This is a genomic window from Cryobacterium frigoriphilum (assembly GCF_004403305.1).
In the GTDB taxonomy this organism is placed as follows: domain Bacteria; phylum Actinomycetota; class Actinomycetes; order Actinomycetales; family Microbacteriaceae; genus Cryobacterium; species Cryobacterium frigoriphilum.
Genome location: NZ_SOHE01000053.1, coordinates 115,808 through 135,922 on the forward strand (window position 1 = coordinate 115,808; position 20,115 = coordinate 135,922).

Annotated in this window: 18 protein-coding genes; 4 read left to right on the forward strand and 14 right to left on the reverse strand. The window is 68.6% G+C overall.

The genetic code is table 11. The features are described from left to right. Window positions 1-65: 65 nt before the first annotated feature. The 5 genes from E3T55_RS12360 to E3T55_RS12380 all read right to left on the reverse strand — a co-directional run bounded on the left by E3T55_RS12360 (window position 66) and on the right by E3T55_RS12380 (window position 6,201). On the reverse strand, window positions 66-1,550 hold the full coding sequence (locus E3T55_RS12360) for an SDR family oxidoreductase (RefSeq protein WP_134519867.1): 1,485 nt from the start codon (window positions 1,548-1,550) through the stop codon (window positions 66-68). Between the two features lie 143 nt (window positions 1,551-1,693). Further along, window positions 1,694-2,548 (reverse strand): aldehyde dehydrogenase family protein, encoded by an 855-nt coding sequence (locus E3T55_RS12365; RefSeq protein ID WP_134519868.1) that lies wholly within the window; start codon window positions 2,546-2,548, stop codon window positions 1,694-1,696. After that, window positions 2,545-4,116 carry an aldehyde dehydrogenase family protein gene (locus tag E3T55_RS12370; RefSeq protein ID WP_134519869.1) on the reverse strand — a complete coding sequence of 524 codons (1,572 nt, stop codon included), beginning with the start codon at window positions 4,114-4,116 and terminating at the stop codon, window positions 2,545-2,547. Before E3T55_RS12370 ends, E3T55_RS12365 begins: the two co-directional genes overlap by 4 nt. 10 nt (window positions 4,117-4,126) lie before the next feature. Continuing rightward, the gene (gene deoC / locus E3T55_RS12375; protein ID WP_134519870.1) at window positions 4,127-5,152 is read right to left on the reverse strand and encodes a deoxyribose-phosphate aldolase; all 1,026 of its coding nucleotides are present in this window, start codon (window positions 5,150-5,152) and stop codon (window positions 4,127-4,129) included. Between the two features lie 26 nt (window positions 5,153-5,178). Next, window positions 5,179-6,201: a sugar-binding transcriptional regulator gene (locus E3T55_RS12380; RefSeq protein ID WP_134519871.1), complete on the reverse strand. Its 1,023-nt coding sequence runs from the start codon at window positions 6,199-6,201 to the stop codon at window positions 5,179-5,181. Between the two features lie 136 nt (window positions 6,202-6,337). Here E3T55_RS12380 and E3T55_RS12385 point away from each other — a divergent pair, with 136 nt between their 5' ends. After that, window positions 6,338-7,270 (forward strand): ROK family protein, encoded by a 933-nt coding sequence (locus tag E3T55_RS12385; RefSeq protein WP_134519872.1) that lies wholly within the window; start codon window positions 6,338-6,340, stop codon window positions 7,268-7,270. Here E3T55_RS12385 and E3T55_RS12390 read toward each other — a convergent pair whose 3' ends face one another. The 6 genes from E3T55_RS12390 to truB form a co-directional block, all read right to left on the reverse strand. Next, on the reverse strand, window positions 7,271-8,494 hold the full coding sequence (locus tag E3T55_RS12390; protein WP_134519873.1) for an MFS transporter: 1,224 nt from the start codon (window positions 8,492-8,494) through the stop codon (window positions 7,271-7,273). Window positions 8,495-8,620: 126 nt separating this feature from the next. Next, window positions 8,621-9,277, reverse strand: a complete 657-nt coding sequence (locus tag E3T55_RS12395) for a ScbR family autoregulator-binding transcription factor (RefSeq protein ID WP_134519874.1) — start codon at window positions 9,275-9,277, stop codon at window positions 8,621-8,623. 83 nt (window positions 9,278-9,360) lie between these two features. Next, a complete protein-coding gene (locus tag E3T55_RS12400; RefSeq protein ID WP_134519875.1) occupies window positions 9,361-10,305 on the reverse strand; it encodes a bifunctional riboflavin kinase/FAD synthetase in 945 nt (314 codons plus the stop codon). Continuing rightward, the gene (locus tag E3T55_RS12405) at window positions 10,302-10,781 is read right to left on the reverse strand and encodes a hypothetical protein (protein WP_134519876.1); all 480 of its coding nucleotides are present in this window, start codon (window positions 10,779-10,781) and stop codon (window positions 10,302-10,304) included. The genes E3T55_RS12400 and E3T55_RS12405 overlap by 4 nt, the downstream gene beginning before the upstream one ends. A gap of 57 nt (window positions 10,782-10,838) precedes the next feature. After that, window positions 10,839-11,207, reverse strand: coding sequence for a hypothetical protein (locus tag E3T55_RS12410; protein WP_134519877.1), 369 nt, complete (start codon window positions 11,205-11,207; stop codon window positions 10,839-10,841). Beyond that, window positions 11,204-12,244, reverse strand: a complete 1,041-nt coding sequence (truB, locus tag E3T55_RS12415) for a tRNA pseudouridine(55) synthase TruB (RefSeq protein ID WP_134520043.1) — start codon at window positions 12,242-12,244, stop codon at window positions 11,204-11,206. The genes E3T55_RS12410 and truB overlap by 4 nt, the downstream gene beginning before the upstream one ends. A 177-nt stretch (window positions 12,245-12,421) precedes the next feature. Between truB and E3T55_RS12420 the strand changes: the two genes are divergently transcribed. Then, window positions 12,422-13,420, forward strand: coding sequence for a ketopantoate reductase family protein (locus tag E3T55_RS12420; RefSeq protein ID WP_134519878.1), 999 nt, complete (start codon window positions 12,422-12,424; stop codon window positions 13,418-13,420). A 136-nt stretch (window positions 13,421-13,556) separates the two neighbouring features. Here E3T55_RS12420 and E3T55_RS12425 read toward each other — a convergent pair whose 3' ends face one another. Further along, complete coding sequence (locus tag E3T55_RS12425; protein ID WP_134519879.1) at window positions 13,557-14,171, reverse strand: nucleoside/nucleotide kinase family protein; 615 nt, start codon at window positions 14,169-14,171, stop codon at window positions 13,557-13,559. A 52-nt stretch (window positions 14,172-14,223) separates the two neighbouring features. Between E3T55_RS12425 and E3T55_RS12430 the strand changes: the two genes are divergently transcribed. Both E3T55_RS12430 and E3T55_RS12435 read left to right on the forward strand, forming a co-directional pair. Then, complete coding sequence (locus E3T55_RS12430) at window positions 14,224-15,165, forward strand: HhH-GPD family protein (RefSeq protein WP_134519880.1); 942 nt, start codon at window positions 14,224-14,226, stop codon at window positions 15,163-15,165. A 24-nt stretch (window positions 15,166-15,189) separates the two neighbouring features. Then, window positions 15,190-16,485, forward strand: coding sequence for a D-arabinono-1,4-lactone oxidase (locus tag E3T55_RS12435; RefSeq protein WP_198418570.1), 1,296 nt, complete (start codon window positions 15,190-15,192; stop codon window positions 16,483-16,485). A gap of 62 nt (window positions 16,486-16,547) precedes the next feature. Here E3T55_RS12435 and rbfA read toward each other — a convergent pair whose 3' ends face one another. After that, window positions 16,548-17,051 carry a 30S ribosome-binding factor RbfA gene (gene rbfA, locus E3T55_RS12440; RefSeq protein WP_134519881.1) on the reverse strand — a complete coding sequence of 168 codons (504 nt, stop codon included), beginning with the start codon at window positions 17,049-17,051 and terminating at the stop codon, window positions 16,548-16,550. A gap of 113 nt (window positions 17,052-17,164) precedes the next feature. Then, window positions 17,165-20,050, reverse strand: coding sequence for a translation initiation factor IF-2 (infB, locus tag E3T55_RS12445; protein ID WP_134519882.1), 2,886 nt, complete (start codon window positions 20,048-20,050; stop codon window positions 17,165-17,167). Window positions 20,051-20,115 lie beyond the last annotated feature (65 nt).

Below are 20,115 nucleotides of genomic sequence, written 5' to 3' on the forward strand. Positions count from 1 at the left end.
TAGCCTCCCGATCGATTCCATCATGCCCCGGAAGGGTGCCCGGACGCCAGTCTTCGCAGCCGATCCTAGGCTGCCGGCACCGGCGTTTCGGCCGCAGCCGTTGCGGTGATGCGATTGGCCATTCCACTGAAGATCACGCCGTGGAAGGGCAGAATCGAGAACCAGTACAGTCGACCACCGAGGCCGCGGGGAAAGAACACGGCGCGCTGCCGGTACATCGAGCCGCCGTCATCCGCCGGCTTCACGGTCATTTCGAGCCAGGCGAGGCCGGGCACACGCATCTCGGCACGGAGCCGCAGAAAGCTGCCGTGGTCGATCTGCTCGACCCGCCAGAAGTCGAGCACCTCGCCCGTGTGCAGTTCTTCGGGGTGGCGTCGGCCGCGCCGCAGGCCCACCCCGCCGACGAGCTTGTCCATCCAGCCGCGCACGGCCCAGGCGAGCGGGAAGGAGTACCAGCCGTTATCGCCGCCGATTCCTTCGATGACCCGCCAGAGGTCCTCCGGCTTGGCCGGGGTGTGCATCTCGCGCAGGTCGGTGTACACGATATGACCGGCCCACTCGGGGTCGCTCGGCAGCGGATTGCTCGAGGCACCCTCGATCGAGGAGTTACGCCAGCTGGTCTCGACGTCGCCGACCTTCATGCGGCCGAGCGCGAGCCGCACCGCGGTGCGGTACGAGGTGAGGCCGCCGGGAGGCGGGGGAATGACGCCGTCGATATCGTGTTCATTCACGACGCAGTCGTACTGCAGCGACGCGATGATCGGGATCGCGAGGCTGCGCGGGATGGGAGTGACGAGGTTGACCCACTGGGAGGCGAGCCACGGCGTCAACACGGGAAGGGACGCGATCGCGCGCTGGCGGAGGCCGGCCTCGAGGGCGTAGCCGTTCATCATCTGCCCGTACCTCAGCACGTCGGGGCCGCCGATGTCGAAGGTGCGGTTCACGTCGGCCGGCAGATCGGCTGCACTGAGCAGGTAGTAGAGCACGTCGCGCACGGCGATGGGCTGGATCTTGTTGCGCACCCATTTCGGGGCGGGCATGTAGGGCAGAACGTCGGTGAGGTGGCGGATCATCTCGAACGAGGTCGAGCCGCTGCCGATGACGACACCGGCCTGGAATGCGACGGTCGGCACCCCTGATTCGAGCAGGATCCGGCCAACAGCGGTGCGCGAGCGCAGGTGCTCGGACAGCTCGGTCGTGTCGGGGTGCAGCCCGCCGAGGTAGACGATGCGTTTCAGGCCGGCCTGCTGAGCGGATGCGGCCACGTTCGTGGCCGACTGCAGCTCGATCTGTTCGAAGTCCCCGGTGGCACCCATGGAATGCACGAGGTAGTAGAAGACGTCGATGCCGACGACGGCTCGGTCGACGGAGGCCCGGTCGGTGAGGTCACCCTCGACGATTTCGACCTGATCGGCCCACGGAACATCGCGCAGCTTCTGCGGTGAGCGCACGAGAACACGCACGGTGTGCCCGGCTTCGAGCAATCGGGGCACGAGGCGCCCGCCGATGTATCCCGTCGCGCCCGTTACCAGTACCGTTTCAGCAGTCATTCGCCCACCCTAACCCGATCCCTAACCAAGTTACCTGTATGCCTCCCGAAACGTGCCGCGAGAGCGGGTGAATCGTCGGTCAGAACTGCTCTGACCGACGTTTCACCCGCTTTCGCGGGAAGGTGGGAAGGCGGGACGAGAGGCTAGAGCAGGGACTTGGTGTGCCAGACCGTCTTGGTCTCGGTGAAGGCGAGGATACGCGCGAGAGAGGGCGCGGCATCCGGTTCGGGAGGGAGCACCCGCTTGAGGGTGTCGGCGGCCGCGATCTGCAGGTTGACCCAGTCGAGGGCGCCGGCTCCGAGCAGGTCGAGGGCGTTGACGTCGGCGTGGCTCGCGAGCCACGGCGCGATCTCGGCGGGTGAGCCGGTGAGAATGTTCACCACTCCCCCCGGCACGTCACTCGTGGCGAGCACCTCGCCGAGACTGATCGCGGTGAGCGGCGCCGTTTCGTGCGCGATGACCACGACGGTGTTGCCTGCCACGAGCGCCGGGGCGACCGCGCTGACGAAGCCGAGCAGCGAGCCGCCGGCCTGCGGGGCGACGATGGCGACGACGCCGGTCGGTTCGGGCACCGAGAGGTTGAAGTACGGGCCGGAGACGGGGTTGGCGTTGCCGGCGACCTGCACGTACTTGTCGGCCCAGCCGGCGTACCAGACCCAGGCGTCGATCGCGTCGTCGACCTGGGCGGATGCCGCGGCCGCGCTGGCCCCCTCGGCCTGCATGATCTCGTCGATGAACTGCGCGCGGCGACCCTCGAGCAGTTCGGCGATGCGGTAGAGCACCTGACCGCGGTTGTACGCGGTGGCTCCCGACCAGCCCTTCAGTGCGGCGCGGGCCGCCACAACGGCGTCACGGGCGTCTTTGCGGGAGCCCTTAGCTGCGTTGGCCAGAAAATCGCCGCCGGCGCTCGACACGGCGTAGACGCGGCCCGATTCGCTGCGCGGAAATTTGCCGCCGATGTAGAGCTTGTAGGTCTTGGGAACGGTCAGGCGGGTCATTTGGTGGCCTTCTTTCGGGCGGCGGCGGCCTTCTCGGTGGAAACCTTCTCGGTGGAGGCCTTGGCGGAGCCTGCCTTGGCGCTGATGGCGGCCGTCCTGGCCCGGCTGCCGGGGCGTGCCGCCGGCGCGAGGTAGGCGGCGAGTCCGTGGCGGCCGCCCTCGCGGCCGTAGCCGGATTCCTTGTAGCCGCCGAAGGGGCTGGCCGGGTCGAACTTATTGAAGGTGTTCGCCCAGATCACCCCGGCGCGCAGCTTGTCGGCGACGGCGAGGATACGGCTTCCCTTGTCGCTCCAGATTCCGGCGGACAGCCCGTATGGAGTGTTGTTGGCCTTGGCGATGGCCTCGGCGGGGGTGCGGAAGGTCAGCACCGACAGCACCGGGCCGAAGACCTCGTCACGGGCGATGCGGTGGCTGGTCGACACGTTGGTGAAGATGGTGGGCGCGAACCAGAAACCGTTCTGCGGCAGCGCGCAGTCGGGGCTCCAGCGCTCGGCGCCCTCCTGCTCGCCGATGTCGGAGAGTTCCCGGATGCGCTGCAGCTGTTCGGCGCTGTTGATGGCACCGACGTCGGTGTTCTTGTCGAGCGGGTCACCGACGCGCAGCGTGCTCATGCGTGCCTTCAGCCGGTCGATGACCTCGTCGTGGATGCTCTCCTGCACGAGCAGGCGACTGCCCGCGCAGCAGACGTGACCCTGATTGAAGAACACACCGCTGATGATGCCCTCGATGGCCTGGTCGATCGGGGCGTCGTCGAAGACGATGTTGGCGCCCTTGCCGCCGAGTTCGAGGGTGAGCTTCTTGCCGGTTCCGGCAACGGAGCGGGCGATCATGCGGCCCACGGCGGTGGATCCGGTGAAGGCGACCTTGTTGACGTCGGGGTGGTTGACGAGCGCCTGGCCGGTGGAGCCGGCGCCGGTGATGATGTTGACGACACCGGCCGGCAGGTCGGCCTGCTGCAGAATCTCGGCGAAGAGCAGCGCGGTCAGCGGTGTGGTCTCGGCGGGCTTGAGCACGACGGTATTGCCGGCGGCGAGCGCCGGGGCGATCTTCCAAGCGAGCATCAGCAGCGGAAAGTTCCAGGGGATCACCTGGGCGGCGACTCCGAGGGCGGCCGGGTTCGGGCCGACCCCGGCGTAGTCGAGCTTGTCGGCCCAGCCGGCGTAGTAGAAGAACCAGGCGGCGGCGAGGGGAATGTCGACGTCGCGGCTCTCGGTGATCGGCTTGCCGTTGTCGAGGCTCTCGGCGACGGCGAGTTCGCGGGCGCGTTCCTGCATCAGGCGCGCGATGCGGAACAGGTACTTTCCGCGGTCACTGCCCGACATGCGGGACCAGGTGCGATCGTAGGCGCGACGGGCGGCGGCGACGGCCGTGTCGACATCCGCTTCGTTGGCTGAGGCGATCATCGCGATCTGTTTCTCGGTGGCGGGAGAGATGGTCTGGAACGGTGTTCCGTTGCCGGGCTGAAAATCACCGTTGATGAAGAGGCCATAGTCGGGCTTGAGATTCAGCAGGGCGGTGGACTCCGGTGCCGGAGCGTAGTTCAGAAAGCTCGTACTGGAAAAGCTCATGGTCGGTGTCCTAGTCAATCGTCACGTAGTCGGGTCCGGAGTAGTGTCCGGTGGTCATCTTCTGGCGCTGCAGCAGCACGTCGTTGAGCAGGCTCGAGGCGCCGAAGCGGAACAGCTGCGGGGTGAGCCACTCCTCCCCCACGGTCTCGGCCACGGTGACCAGGTATTTGATCGCGTCCTTCGAGGTGCGGATGCCGCCGGCCGGCTTGACGCCGATCTTCACGCCGGTGAGGCGGTGCCAGTCCCGCACGACCTCGAGCATCGAGAGCGTCACCGGCAGGGTCGCCGCGGGCGCGACCTTGCCGGTGGACGTCTTAATGAAGTCCCCGCCGGCGAGGATCGCGAGCCAGGAGGCCCGGCGCACATTGTCGTAGGTGTTGAGTTCGCCGGTCTCGAGGATCACCTTGAGGTGGGCGTCGGCGCCGTCTGCACGGGCGCAGGCCGCCTTCACGGCGACGATCTCGTCGTAGACCTGGCCGTAGCGGCCGGACAGGAACGCGCCGCGGTCGATGACCATGTCGATTTCATCGGCCCCGGCGCTGACCGCGTCGGCGACATCGGCGAGCTTCACGGCGAGGGAGGCCCGCCCGCTCGGGAACGCGGTGGCGACGGCGGCGACGCGGATGCCGGCATCCGGCGTCTCGGGGGTGCGCGCCGAGTGCGCTGCGCCGAGGGCTTCGACGGCCACGGAGACCATGTCGCCGTAGACGCAGACGGCCGCGACGCGCGGGCAGTCCGGGCTGCTCGGGTCGGGTGAGACGGCCTTGCTGACGAGGGAGCGCACCTTGCCGTGGGTGTCGGCGCCCTCGAGGGTCGTGAGGTCGATGAGACTGATGATCGTGTCGATCGCCCACCGCTTGGAGCTCGTCTTGATCGAGCGGGTACCGAGGCCGGCGGCGCGGGCTTCGAGGCCGACCGCGTCGATCCCGGGGATTCCGTGCAGGTAGCGGCGCAGGTTCGCGTCGGTCGCTTCGCCGCCGAGAAGCGTCGTCGTGCGCTCCCGGGTGGCCAGCTCGGCGGATGCCGGTGAAGTCATGGGGTGTCCTTTGGAGTCGGTGGCGGTCACGAAAAGTTGGGGTTGGCCTCGACGGCGGAGGCCGGTGCCGCTGCTGATGCCGGGTCGAGCAGGGCCAGGGCGGTGTCCTCGTCGGTCACGAGCACCGTGCAGAGCCCGCTGACAACGACGGCGCGGGCGATCTCATGCTTCGCCGCACCGGAAATGACGGCGATCGTCACGGCCGCGGCGCGCAGCTGCTGCAGACGGATGCCGAGGGTGCGGTCGTCGAGTTCGGCGTCGACAATATCGCCGCGCGCGTTGATGTAGCGGCCGACGACATCCCCGACGGCGCCGTGCGCGACGAGCGCCGCCATCTCGTCGACACTCAGATAGCCGCTGGCCACGTGCACCGAGTTCTCGTCGGCCTGCCCGGCGCTGAACAGGTAGGCGGACGCACCGGCCGCCTCGGCCAACACCGCGGCCACGGTACGGTCGGATTCGATCGCGAGGCGGGTCTCCCGACGTTCCAGAATGGCCGGGCTCGGCAGCAGGGTCGCCGTTCCGGCCCCCTTCTGGGCGATCGCGACGGCCGCCTGCGCCGCGACGCCGGCGCTGCGGGTGAGGCTGACGCTGCCGTTGATCTGCACGACCGCGACCCCGTGGGCCCAGCCCTGGCCGAGGTGATGGGCCACGGCGTGCAGGGTATGGCCCCAGCTGACGCCGAGGGTGCGGGGCGCGGGTCGCAGGGCGGTCAGGTACTCCGCCGCGGCATGGGCGGTGCGCGACTGCAGCTCCACGGCCGCCGCGGCCGCGTTGTCGAAGGCGTCGATGCCGGCCGTGGAGACGACGATCGCGTCGTGCAGGCCGATCTTTTCGCGCAGCCGACGCTCCAGGGCGGGGCGGCGGGCCCGCGGGTGCACGATTTCGATGCGGATGAAGCCGCTTGCCTTGGCCTGGGCGATCAGTCGGCCGACCTTCCACCGCGTGAGGCTGAGGATCAGACCGATCTCGTCCTGGGTCTTGTTCTCTTCGTAGTACAGCTCGGCGGCGCGAATCGAGAGCAGCTCGTCGGAGTCGACATCGATCATCCGTTTTCTCCCGTCAGGCCTGCGTGTGTCCCCAGCCTAGGTCGCCCCCACCACCTCAGCAACAGCTGTGGGGAATCTTGCTCAAATGAGCACGATTGATCGATCCGCGCGCGCAGGCACGAACTATGCTCGGAGCATGCAGCCCAGCTACGCTCTCGCAGTCGACTTCGGTGGCACCAAGGTCGAGGCCGCGCTCGTCGACGACAGCGGCCTCGTGCTCAACAACTCCCGGCACCGCGCACCGACCGGCCCGGCCGCCAGCAGCCACGAGCTCACGCTCAGCGTCGGCCAGGTCGTATCCCGGGCCCGCAGCGCGCTGCCCGCCGACTCGCTGCTGGCCGGCATCGGAATCGGCTGCGCGGGGCCGATCGTGGTATCCGATGGCACCATCTCACCGCTCAATCTTCCGGTCTGGCGCGGTTTTCCGCTGCTCGATCTGGTGCAGGGACTGGTACCGGATGCCCCAGCCCGCCTGCGCCTCGACGGCCTCTGCATCGCCCTCGCCGAACACTGGGTCGGAGCCGGACAGGGCATCGACAATCTCATGGGCATGATCGTCTCCACCGGCGTGGGCGGCGGCCTGATCGTGGGCGGCACGGCCGTCACCGGGCCGAGCGGCAATGCCGGTCACATCGGACACATCGAGGTCGGCGGCTTCGACGACCTCTGCGCCTGCGGCGGCACCGGCTGTCTCGAAGCCGTGGCCTCCGGTCCCAAAACGGTCGCCTGGGCCCGCGATCAGGGCTTCGCCGGCTTCACCGGGGAGGACCTCGCGGCCGCGTATGCGGCCGGCAATGACATCGCCCAGCGCGCGGTGCGCCGCAGCGGGCGCGCGCTCGGACAGGCCATCGCATCCGCCACCAACCTGCTCGACCTCGATCTCGTGGCCGTGGGCGGCGGATTCAGCCACGTCACGCCCGACCTGTTCCGGTTTGCCCGCGAGGCCATCGCCGAGCGCACCGCCTTCGCCTTCGCGACCCGGGTGCGGGTCGTGCCCTCAGCGCTCTCCGGCGAGGGGCCGCTGATCGGTGCCGCCGCCCTCGTGCACCGGGCCGCTCTGGTGGCCTGATCAGCCGCGGGCGAGGTCGTCTTCAAGCATGTGCGGGCGGTTGATCACGGCCCCGGCGATCGTCACGAGCAGCGCCGTGGCCAGCAGAAAGAGCAGCGGCCAGGTCCAGGCCCCGGTGAGCTCGTGCAGCAGTGCCATCGCCAGCGGACCGATGGCCCCGATGAGGTATCCGACGCTCTGCACGAATCCGCTCAGGGCAACCGCGCCCTCGTGGGTGCGGGTTCGCAGGTTGATGAGCACGAGCGCGAGCGGAAAGAACAGCGGTCCGAGCCCGGCCAAACTGACCCACAGCCAGGTCAGGGTGTCGGGAATGAGCAGCAGCCCGAGGTCACCGACGACGAAGAACACGACGCCGAGGTAGACCAGCAGCCCCACATTCTTCAGGCGCGCGGTGAGCGCGGGAATGATCACAGCGCACGGAAAACCCATCGCGGCATAGAGCGACAGCATGACGCCGGCCTCCGTGGGGCTGACGTCGGCCCGGTCGATGAGCAGTTGCGGCAGCCAGGCGAACATCGCGTAGGCGTTCAGGGAGCTCGCCGCAAAGACCACCGCGATCGCCCACGCGATCGAGGAGCCCCAGATGCGGCGCAGAATCGTGGCGTCGGCCTCCTCGACGCGCGGGTCGGCCGGCGCCCGCCGGTGCCGCACGATCATCGTCACCCAGGGCACGAGGGCGAAGAGCGTCAGCACGCCCCAGAGGCCGAGCGAGACCCGCCAGCCGGCGGCATCAGCTATCGGAACGGCCACGAGCGGCGGAATCAGGGCGCTGAGTGAGACGACGGTGACGTAGAGCGACGTCACGAGGCCGATGCGGTCGGGAAAGTACTTCTTGACCAGGGGCGGCAGTATCACGTTGGCCACCCCGAGCCCGGCAAAGGTTGCCACGCTCGCCGCAATGAACCAGCCGAACGACCCGGCGCCGCCGCGCCCGGCGTGACCGATCATGAGGGCGATCAGGGCGAGAACCAGCACCCGTTCGAGGCTGAGCCGTCGCGTGAGCATCGGGGTGACAATGCCGAAGAGCGCGAAACACAGCGGTGGCAGCATGCCGAGCAGCCCGAGGGCCACCGAGCCGAGCGGAATGTCGACCTCGACGAGCGAGACGATGGGTGACAGCGCCGCGACCGCGGTACGCAGGCTCGATGCCACGAGAAGAATGCCGAGCAGTGCGAGCACTCGCCCCGACCAGAGACGGCGGGTCGGAAAGGCGGCGTCGGTCACCGGGTAAGTCTATGGTTGGGCGACGGCCGGTCTCGCCACTCGGCACCGCTGCACGGCCGCTGGGCTCGCTTGCGGCACCCCTGGGACGCCGCACAGCCTCGCGCGGGCGCGGCGACCGGTTGAGCTCTACCCGCCGCTCGTACCGTGACGCGACGCGCGGATGCGCTCGGGCAGGGCGAGCAGATCGGCCAGACGATCGGCCGGCGCCAGCCCCGGCAGCAGCATGCCCCACATCTCCACCAGGCGCTGCTGGATGTCTTCCCGACGGGTGAGCACGTCGGACACGACCTGCACGCCGGTGAAGGCGGAAATGATGAAGTGAGCCGCCGTGCAGACCTCGACGGTGTCGGTAATGTCGCCCTCGGCCTGGCCCCGGCGCAGGAATTCCTCGGCGGCCTTCATCCAGTCCAGGTAGGGAGCGTCAACGGGTGAGTCGAAGTTGGCGGCCTCGATCGTGAGCCGTACCCCCGCGCTGACGACGGGATTGTTGTGAAGCTGATCGGCGATTTCGAGGGACATCACGATCATGGCGTCGATCCCGCGCATGTGGGCCTCGAGCAGGTCCCGCCCGATCGCGGAGGATGACTCGTGCTGGGCCTCGATGATGGCGCGGGCCAGCGCTTCTTTCGAGTCGAAGTGAAAGTAGAGCGCACCCTTGGTGACGCCCGCCTCGGCGCAGACGTCGGCCAGCGAGGTGCTCCCATAACCGTGCTGCTGAAATACGGCTGCCGCGCCGCGGATGATCGCCGCCCGGGTGACGACAGCTCGAGCCTGTTGTGCCACTGCTACTCCTCGTTCGAATTTACTCGACTTAGACTAGCGGGTCGCGACCCCACAAAATACAGGCTGATAGGTATGGTCGGGACCTACCGGCGCCGCTCTGGCGCCAGAATGTGCCGCACCCGGGCGACATCGTCCCGGATCTGGGCGATGAGCGGCTCGACACCCTCATAGGCGACCATGCCGCGGATGTGCTCCACGAAGCCCAGATCGATGCGGTGGCCGTAGAGGTCAATGTCCTCGTCGAGCACGAAGGCCTCAACCTGCGTCTGCAGGATTCCCTCGAAGGTGGGGTTCTTGCCGACGGAAATGGCCGCCGGGTAACGGATTCCGGCATCCGTCAGCCAGCCGGCGTAAACACCGTCGGCCGGCGTGAGGCCCTCCGCCTCCGGGGCGAGATTCGCGGTCGGAAAGCCGAGCTCGCGGCCGCGCGCGGCGCCGTGTACGACTACGCCGCGCATGGTCGGCAGGTGGCCGAGCAGCCGAGCGGCGGCCCGCACGTCGCCCTCGGCGAGCAGCTCCCGAATCCAGGTCGACGACACGCGCCGGGAGTCATCGGGCTTGACGTCCTCAATGAGGTCAACGGCAAACCCGAAACGGATGCCGAGCTCGCGCAGCAACGCCACGTCGCCCGCACCGCGGTGCCCGAACCGAAAGTCCAGGCCGACGAGCACATGCCTGGCGTGCAGGGCGTCTACGAGGATGTCCCGCACGAACGCTTCTGGTTCGAGGGCGGACAGCTCGCGGGTGAATTCAAGCACCAGGGTGGCCTCGACGCCGGTCTCGGCCAGCAGATCGAGTTTCTGCTCGGTGCTTACGAGGCTGGTCGGGCAGCGCTCGGGCGACAGCACGGAGAGCGGATGCCGATCGAAGGTCACGACGACCGTGCGCAGCCGGTCGCGGGCGGCGTGCCGTTCGAGTTCGGCGATCACGGCGCGGTGACCGGCGTGCACGCCGTCAAACTTGCCGATGGTGACGGCCGAGGCCGGCCAGTCCGAGGGCACGCTGGGGAGCCCGTTCAGAATCCTCACGAGGCCCTCCGCGCAGCGGGCCGGTGGGTAGCGGGACGGTGGGTATCGGGACGGTGCGTGTACAGCCACCACATGCCCAAGACCGGCAGCACCAGCGGAATGAAGAGGTAGCCGCTGCCGAACACCGACCAGACGGTTGCGTGCTGGAACAGGGCGGGATCGACGAGGCTCAGGGTGCCGACGACGAGCACTCCGAGCATTTCAAAGCCGATCGTGATCCAGGCGACCCGGTACCAGCGGGCGCTGGGGGCGGTGAGCGCGATGGTCGCGAGAACGTAGACGACCGCGGCGAGGGCGGACAGCGAGTAGGCCAGCGGGGCCTCATCGAACCGGGAGACGATCTGTACGAACGATCGACCGGTCGCGGCGAGGGCCAGCACGCCGTAGACGGCGATCAGGAGTCGACCGATTCCGATGGATCGGGAGGGAGATCGTGGCGGTTCCTGGGGATTAACGCCGGTTTGCTGTTCTGTCATCGCACGGTAATTATGCCAGTGTTCCCGCTGGTTTCCGCACCGGGCGCGCACCGGGCGTCACACGCCCTGCACGGTCCAGATCTGCACCATGCGATAAATCATGACCGCGACCGAGAGGCACGCGACACCGAGAATGACCGTGCTCCAGCGGCTGCGTTCGATGAGGGCCCAGAATCCGGCGGCGACCGGCAGCAGGATCGCGCTGATCAGGTACGTGTAGAACTCCAGCAGGCTGCCGGTCGCTTCGTTTCCGACCAGCGGAGCGACGAGCGCGACCACGAGCTGCGCGAGCAGCAGCAGCTCTACGAGCAGGGTCGCGCCCATGGTGAGGTCGGTCGGTTTGCGCCCGAGCAGGCCGAGCACGACACACAGCACTCCCGCCGGCACGGCGATGGCGAGCTGCAGCCAGCTGAACCACTCGATCATCGGGTCTCGTTCGGTTCGGCGACGGATGCTGCGGGTTCGTCGGGCGCAAAGTTCAGCACGGACTTGGCGTGGTGGCCGCGCAGCTCGACGAGCCCCACGAGTCGACCGTCCGGGGCCACCGCGGCGACCGGAACGACCGCGCCGGCCGCGCCGACGTCTCCGGCTTCGCCTGCAGTGCGGGGGCGTCGGCCGGGGCGGGCCTCGATGGCGGCCACGAGCGCCGGGTCCACGTCGATGCGTTTGCCATGACCCAGATCAATCGCCTGTTGCGGCGTGAGATCGAGGCGGGCGAGCAGGCGGGTGGCGGCATCCGTCGGCGCGATCAGATTCGCGGCCACGTCGAGCTCGTCGAGCAGCCGGGCGTCCTCGATGCGGAACGGGCCGATGCGGGTGCGCCGCAACGCCGTCAGGTGGCCACCGACACCGAGTGCGGCGCCGAGGTCGCGGGCGAGCGCCCGAATGTAGGTGCCTGAACCACAGTCCACCCGCACCCGGAGGTCGAGAAACCCGTCGATTTCAGTGCTGTCGAGCAGCTCGAAGGCGCTCACGGTCACGGGGCGGGACGGCAGCTGCACGTCTTCGCCGGCGCGCACGCGGGCGTAGGCACGCTGGCCGTCGATCTTGATCGCGCTCACCGCGCTCGGGCGCTGGCCGATTGCTCCGGTCAGGGCGGTCATGCCGCTGGCCACGGCCTCGGGGGTCAGCGCGGCGACGACGTCTGCGGGGGCGCGTTCGATCTCTTCGCCCTCCGCGTCGTCCGTCGTGGTGCAGGCACCGAGGCGAATCGTGGCGAAGTATTCCTTGTCGAGCCCGACGACATAGGTCAACAGCCGGGTGGAGTTGTTGATGCCGAGCACCAGCAGGCCGGTCGCCATCGGGTCGAGGGTGCCGGCGTGGCCGACCTTGCGGGTGCCGGCGAGGCGGCGGGTGCGGGCAACGGCGTCGTGGCTCGTCCAGCCCTGGATCTTGTCGACGAGCAGCAGGCCGCTCGCGGTGGTGCCCTGCGTGCGTGCAGGGCGAGTGGTGTCGGCGCTCATGCGCGGGCCTTCCGAAAAAGTTGAGACGCCGGGAACGGGATACAGTTTGGTGCCGAAGGCGCTGCGCACTCGCCGAGTTTACCAGCCGGCGCTGGTTCGCTCGCCGTTGTCGAGCGGCGCGGCCGGTCGAGCGCCCTAGGCTGAAGAAATGCCATCACCGCTGCACCCGAAACCGCTATGCGCCTAGCCGTCATCGGGGCCGGTGCGCTCGGCGGTACCTTCGCTACCCTGCTGGCGCGTGCCGGACACCACGTCACCGTGACCGCCCGCGGCCGGGCCCTCGACGTGATTCGTGAGGAGGGCATCCGTCTGTCCGGCGGATTCGGCGACACCCATGCTCGGCCCGCCGCGCTCGAACGGCTCGCGGAAACCCCTGACCTCACCCTGGTCTGCACGAAGGCGCACGATGCCGCGGCGGCCCTGAGCTTCAACGCGGCGGCTATCGCGGGCTCCCCGGTGATCGTCGTGCAGAACGGTCTCGACGGGGTCACGACCGCGGCCCGGCTGCTGCCCGGCTCCGATTGCTTCGGTGCCCTCACCCTCATCGCCGCCCACTACGAGGCCCCCGGGGTGGTGCGGGTGACCACCGCGGCGCCCACCTATCTGGGGCGCGGTTCCGGGGCAGCGGATGCCGCCACCCGGCGCTGGCAGGCCGTGCTCGACGCCGCCGTTCCCACCATCGCCCTCGACAATTTCGTGGGCGCCCAGTGGACCAAGCTCATCGTGAACATGCTCAACGCCTTGCCGGCGATCACGGGCCTGAGTGTGCAGGAGGTCATCGACCACCCCGGGCTGCGGCGACTGATGACGGCGAGCATGCGGGAGGCGGTGCGGGTGGCGCGCGCGCGCGGTGTGCGCTTCGGACAGCTGCAGGGCCTCGACGACCGCAGCCTGCGGCGCTTCGCGCGACTGCCGCTGTGGGCCGGACAGCGGCTGCCGCTGCAGCTGCGGGCCCGGATGGGATCGGTTCCGAACCAAGGGTCGACCTTGCAGAGCCTCAATCGCGGACAGGTGACCGAGATCGACTACCTCAACGGCGCCATCGTGCGTGAGGCCGCGGCGTCCGGCCTGGAGGCCCCGGTCAGCGCCCTGCTGACCACGCTCGTGCACGAGGTCGAGACGAGCGGGGTCTCGCTCACGCCCGACGCGGTGCTCGCGCGGCTGCCGAGGCACTGAGCTACCGTGGCGCTGAGGTACGGCGGCGCTGCGGTACGGCGGCGCTGAGGTACGGACTTCGCACCCTCGCCCGCGCCGGGAGGGTGCGATCTCCGCGACTCGCGGCCTGCGGCTCCCCCGAGACTGGTCGCGGCGCTCAGCAGCGGTCGAGGAAGCGTCGCAGCGGTGCGGCCGCATCGGTGGTGTCGACGACGGCGGTGACGGTATCGCGGGGCGCGACCTCGGCGAGGTAGGCCGCCTCGGCGAGGCTCTGCTGCGCGCGGGCGGTGTCGGTCTCGAGCAACACGCTGTACGACCAGAGATCGTGCACGTCGGGCCGGTTCAGATAATCGCCGTCGAGGATGAGCACCGCATCGTGCGGCGCCGTGCGCCAGGTCGGCTGGATCCACTCGCCGCTCTCAGGGTCGCGCTGCTCGAGCACGAAGCCCGCGCTGCCGCCCATGCGGAACGGTTCGACGAGCACCCGGCGCAGGGCCGAATCGTCGGATCCGGAGCGGTAGAGGCGCAGTTGCGGGTCGGGCTCTGAGGAATCCTGTTCGTTCCTGGCCCGCTGAAAAAAGCGCATCGACGCGCGAAAGACGTGGCGGTCGGTTTCCCGCAGCACCTCGGCCAGCTGGTCGGCGAATTCGACGCGACCGGAGGCATCCGTACCGTCAACCGCGATGATCGTGCGTCCGCGGCCGTAATTGTGCATGATCTCAGCGGCGAGGGTTCGCAGAAAATCGGTGCGTGGTGTGGAAACGAGCTTCATGCCAAAAGCCTAGGCCCGTTTGCCGCCTCGATTGGCGGTTAGATTGGAACGGATGACTGCTTTGGCCCCCACAGAGATTTCCAGCCCCGACCTGCACGTGGCTCTCAACGCCTGGTTTCGGCGCGAGGCCCGCGACCTGCCGTGGCGCCGCGCGGGTTTTGGTGCCTGGGGAATTCTGGTGAGCGAGTTCATGCTGCAGCAGACCCCGGTCGCTCGGGTGATACCGAGGCTCGAAGACTGGCTCGAACGGTGGCCGACCCCGGACGCGCTTGCCGCCGTGCCCGCGAGCGAGGCCGTGCGGGCCTGGGCCACCCTCGGCTACCCGCGCCGCGCTCTGTGGCTGCACGCCGCCGCGGTTCAGATCAGCGAGCGCCACGGCGGCGTGGTGCCGCACGATGTCGACGCACTCCTGGAACTGACCGGTATCGGTGACTACACGGCCAGGGCGGTGGCTGCCTTCGCCTACGGGCACCGGCATCCGGTGGTCGACACCAACACCCGGCGCGTCATCGCCCGCTCGGTGGCCGGCCAGGGTGAACCGCTGCCGCCGGCCCGAACCCGCGACCTCGAGGCGATGGAAGCGCTGCTCCCCCGTGCCGAAACGGAGGCTGCGGTGTTCAATGCGGCGACGATGGAACTCGGCGCCGTCGTCTGCACCGCCCGTAACCCGCACTGCGACGTATGCCCGATTCGGAATAGCTGTGCCTGGAGGGCCGCCGGCTACCCTGTCTATGACGGGCCGCGCAAGGCCGTGCAGAAAAAGTTCGAGGGCAGCGACCGTCAGGTGCGCGGGCTGATCATGGCCGAGCTGCGTTCCACACACCGTCCCGTGACGGATGCCGAGATCACGGGGCTCTGGGACGATGCGCCCCAGCGGGAGCGTGCCATTGCCGGGTTGCTCGCCGACGGCCTCGCCGTGGCGGTCGGCCAGCGCCGCACGAGTGAACCGGGCCGCACCGGTGAATCGGGCCGCGGCTACGTGCTGCCAGACTAGAAACAACGCTCAAGGGGGAGACACGTGGCCAACACGATCACAGCAGAACTGCACAACTGGGCCGGCAATCTGACCTACGCGACGACCGATCTGAGGCACCCCGCCACGGTCGAAGAACTCTGCGAGATCGTCGCGGGCAGCGTGCGGGTGAAGGCACTGGGGTCGCGGCACTCCTTCAACGATTCGGCCGACACCACCGGCACCCTCGTGGCTCTCGACCGCCTGCAGGGTGAGATCGAGCTCGACACCGACCCGGGCACCGGCGCCCGCATCGTGTCCGTGGGGGCCGGCGTGACCCACGCCCGACTGGGTGCCTACCTCGAAGCCCGCGGGCTGGCCCTGCACAATCTGGCCTCGCTGCCGCATATTTCGGTCGCCGGTGCGATCCAAACCGGCACGCACGGCTCCGGCGTGAACCTGGGATCCCTCGCCGCGAAGGTGACCGCCTTCGATATCGTGCGGGCGTCGGGCGTCGTCGAGACGCTGCGGCGCGGCGACGACAGATTCGAGGCATCCCTGGTCGGGATCGGAGCCCTCGGCATCGTCACCAACGTCACCCTCGAGACCGAGCCGAGCTTTCAGATCGTCCAGCACGTGCACGAGGACCTGCCGTGGGCGGCTGCGCTCCCCCACTGGGCCGACATCATGGCCGGCGGCTACAGCGTCAGTGTGTTCACGACCTTCGTGGGCGAGAACACCCAGCAGATCCTGACCAAGCGCCGCGTCGACGGCGGTCGCGGTGGCGGGGGTGGCGCCACGATCGACCTGGCGGCGCTCGGCGGCCGTGAAGCGGGTGTGGCCGTGCATCCGTTCAAGGGAGCCGCCGCCAGCAACGTCACCGAGCAGCTGCGCGTCGCCGGCCCGTGGAACGAACGACTGCCACACTTTCGCAGCGACTTTCAGCCGAGCCTCGGTACCGAGATCCAGTCGGAGTACCTGGTGCCGATCGACAACGCCGTGCCGGCCATTGAGGCGCTGCGCGCGATCGGGCACCTGATCCAACCGCTGCTGTACGTGGCCGAGCTGCGCACGGTCGCGGCGGATGCCGGGTGGCTGTCCCCAAGCTACGCTCGCGACAGCTTCGCGGTGCACTTCACCTGGCACCAAAGACATCCGGAGGTGCTGGCCGTGCTGCCGCACGTGGAGAGGGCGCTGGCCCCGTTCAACGCCCGCCCGCACTGGGGCAAGGTCGCCACGCTGACCGGCGTCGAGCTGCGCCGGGTGTACCCGCGCCTCGATGCCTTCGCGCTCGAGACCCTGCGCGTGGACCCGCAGCGCCGTTTCGCCAACGCCTTCCTGGAGCGCACGCTCTTCGCGTGACGCCACAAACGAGCGGATGCCGACCCCCGTGATCGGGTGTCGGCATCCGCTCGCGCGTTCAGCTACTTCTTGTCGTCGTCCGTGACGGTCTCGAAGACCACATCGTCGTCGGCGTCAGCGTCAGCGGCCAGCGCTTCGGCCTCGTAGTCGCGCGGCTTCTTGTAGGGGTCGGCGTCGCCGGCGTAGGTTGCGGTGCCCTTGCTGTCCTCGGTCGCGGTGTCGCGCTCGTGCGCCTCCCGCAGGAGGTCGTCGATGAGCGCCGCGTTCTCGGGGATCGCGTCGGCGATGAATTCGATTGACGGCGTGAGGCGAGCGGTGATGTTCTTGCCAACCTCGCTGCGCATCATTCCGGTAGCGGCCTTGAGCGCGGCGGCGCTGTCGGTGCGCTCCTCGATCGACCCGTAGACGGTGTAGAAGACCGAGGCGTGCTGCAGGTCGCCGGTCACCTTCACGTCGGTGATCGTCACGAACCCGAGCCGCGGGTCGCGGAGGCCACGTTCGATGCGCTTGGCGACGATGACCTTGATGCGGTCCGCCATCTTTCTCGCGCGTTCCGGATCTGCCATGACTTGCTCCTTCTGGGGTAAGAATTCTGTGGTTAAAAACCACGGGTCTCCGCCCGATGCCCGGGGGCGAATCGAGCGGAGACCCGTGATGGTGGTGCCGGTGAGGCCGAGGGTTAGACCCGCGGCTTCTCCTTCATTTCAATCGTTTCGATCTCGTCGCCGATCTGGATGTCGTTGAACTTGCCCAGACCGATACCGGCCTCGAAGTCCGTACGGACCTCGGTGACGTCGTCCTTGAAGCGACGCAGCGATTCGATGCCCAGGTTGTCTCCCACGACGACGCCCTCGCGGATGACCCGCGCCTTGGCGTTTCGCGTGATCGTACCGGAGCGCACGATGACACCGGCGATGTTGCCGAACTTGGAGGAACGGAACACCTCGCGGATCTCGGCGATGCCACTCTGCACTTCTTCGAACTCGGGCTTGAGCATTCCCTTGAGGGAGTTCTCAATGTCTTCGAGAGCGTTGTAGATGACGGAGTAGAAGCGCACGTCGACGCCTTCACGAGCCGCGCGTTCGCGCGCCTTCGTGTCGGGGCGCACGTTGAATCCGATGATGATGGCGTTGTCGACGGTGGCGAGGTTGACGTCGCTCTCCGTGACCGCACCGACACCACGGTGGATGATGCGCAGCTGCACGCTGTCGTCGACCTCGATCTTGAGCAGCGACTCTTCCAGTGCCTCAACGGCACCGGACACGTCGCCCTTGATGATGAGGTTGAGCGATTCGACCTTGCCCTCTTCGAGTGCACGGGTGAAGTCTTCGAGGCTGATGCGCTTGCGGGCCTTGGCCAGCAGGGCGTTGCGCTCGGCGGCTTCACGCTTCTCGGCGATCTGACGCGCGGTGCGGTCTTCCTCGATGACGAGGAAGGTGTCACCGGCGCGCGGAACGCTCGAGAGGCCCTGAACCTGTACGGCACGCGACGGCGTGGCAGCCTGAACGGCGACACCGTTCTCGTCGGCCATCGCACGAACCCGGCCGTAGGCCGTTCCCGCCACGATGGAGTCTCCGACGTGCAGCGTTCCCGACTGGATGAGCACGGTTGCAACCGCGCCGCGACCCTTGTCGAGACGAGCCTCGATGGCGACACCGCGAGCATCCTTGTTGGGGTTGGAGCGCATGTCGAGGCCGGCATCGGCGACCAGCAGCACGGCGTCAAGAATTTCCTTGATGCCGGTTTTCTGACGAGCCGAGACGTCGACGAACATGACGTCTCCACCGTATTCTTCGGCCACGAGGCCGAACTCGGTGAGCTGCTGGCGTACCTTCTGCGGGTTCGCTCCGGGCTTGTCCACCTTGTTGACGGCAACCACGATCGGCACGTTGGCGGCCTGTGCGTGGTTGAGTGCCTCAATGGTCTGGGGCATGATGCCGTCATCGGCGGCCACGACGAGGATCGCAATGTCAGTCACCTGAGCACCACGAGCACGCATGGCGGTGAACGCCTCGTGACCCGGTGTGTCAATGAAGGTGATGGCGCGGTCGATGCCCTCGTGCTCGGTGATGATCTGGTACGCACCGATGTGCTGGGTGATGCCGCCGGCTTCGCCTTCGGCCACCTTCGCGTTACGGATGGCGTCGAGCAGCGCAGTCTTACCGTGGTCGACGTGACCCATGACGGTGACCACGGGAGGACGGACCTCGAGGTCTTCGTCGGTTTCGTCTTCCAGTTCCTGGTCGATGTCGATATCGAACGCGAGCAGCAGCTCACGGTCTTCGTCATCGGGTGAAACCATCTGGATCTTGTAGCCGAGCTCGTCTCCGAGCACACCGAAGGTCGCCTCGTCGAGGGACTCCGTTGCCGTAGCCATTTCACCGAGGTGGAACAGCACGGTGACGAGGTTTCCGGGGCTCGCGTCAATCTTGTCGGCGAAGTCGGTGATCGACGCGCCGCGACGCAGGCGAACTACGGTTCCACCATCGCCGCGGGGTACGGATACGCCACCCAGCGACGGCGCTTCGCGCAGTTCGAATTCTGCTCTCTTCGTACGCTTCGACTTGCGCGCCTTGTTCTTGCCACCACCGCGACCGAAGGCACCAGCGGTGCCTCCACCGGGGCCGCGGCCGCGACCGGCGCCACCGCCCGCGGGACGGGGCGGACCGAAGCCGGGGGCTCCGGCCGGGGCGCCACCTGGGCGAGCGAAGCCGGGACGAGCGCCACCGGCGCCGCCCGGTGCGCCACCGGGACGCTGGAAGGCACCCGGACGCTGGCCGAAGCCGTTCGGGCGGGGAGCCTGACCGGGTCCACCGGGGCGCGGAGCGCCGGGGCGGGGAGCGGCCGGACGGGGAATGTTGCTGGGGGTCGGGGTCGCCGGACGCTGGCCCATGCCCTGAGCGCTCGCGAACGGGTTGTTACCCGGGCGCGGCGGCGCGGTGGGCGTCTTGCCCATGCCCTGATTGCTGGCGAAGGGGTTGTTGCCCGGACGGGCACCGGGCCGCGGGGCACCGGGCTTGACGCCCGTGCTCGGCTTGGCGCCGGGGGTCTTGGCTGCCGGGGTGGCAGCGTCGGCCGGAGCCTCGGTGGCGGTGGCGGCTTCGGCGGCCTTCGTCGCTTCTGCTGCCTTCTCGGCGGCGGCAGCACGCTCGGCTGCCTGAGCCTGACGCTCGGCCACCGTGAGGGGCGCGGCGGGCAGGGGCGGCGCATCCGTCACCGGGGCCGCTTCAACCGGCGCTGCGGGAGCGGGGGTCTGCACGGGCGGCTTCGGGCCGGGGCGGGCCGCGCTCGGACGAACGCCGGGCTTGACGCCGGTGCTCGGACGGGGCGCGGAGGTGGTGACGGTTGCGGCCGCGGCACCCGCGGTGGCGGGGGTCGCGGCGGTGGTGGTCGCACTGCCGGCCAGTTCCTGCAGCGCGGCGCGAAGGCGACGGGCTACGGGGGGCTCAACACTGCTGGACGGTCCTTTGACGAACTCGCCCATTTCTTTCAATTTGGCAAGGGCTACCTTGCTGTCGACTCCGAGCTCGCTGGCGATCTCGTGTACGCGTGGTTTTGCAGCCACAATTCTCCTGTTCCGGGTCTGCGCCCGGAAAGGGGCAGACCGTTAATAACGGACGGGTCTCATTT